The organism is Bacillus sp. SIMBA_008 (assembly GCF_046535495.1).
Lineage (GTDB): Bacteria > Bacillota > Bacilli > Bacillales > Bacillaceae > Bacillus > Bacillus subtilis.
This window is the reverse complement of sequence record NZ_JAWRWL010001178.1, coordinates 1-240: the sequence shown is the minus strand read 5'-3', so window position 1 is coordinate 240 and position 240 is coordinate 1. Positions and strand designations below refer to the sequence as shown.

The 240-nt window shown below is 77.9% G+C and carries 1 protein-coding gene; it reads left to right on the top strand.

Translation table 11 applies throughout. The features are described 5' to 3' along the window. The coding region (locus SB658_RS27175) for a serine aminopeptidase domain-containing protein (RefSeq protein WP_410603641.1) at positions 1–240 on the top strand (240 nt) is incomplete at both ends.

The window sequence follows — 240 nt, the reverse complement described above, 5'->3', positions numbered from 1 at the left end:
CCGTGCACGTGCTCCATGGCGTCGGGGCGCACGCGGGGCGGTACGCCACGCTCCTCGCCGCGCTCGCGGACGCGGGATGGGCGGCCTATGCCGACGACCATCGCGGCCACGGCCGCACGGGCATGGAACAGCACGGATCCGCCGCCCGGCTCGGCACGCTCGGCCGCGGCGGGCACGCGGCCGCCGTCGAGGCCGCATGGCGGATGTCTCAGATCGCGCGCGAGGAGAACCCGGCGGGGC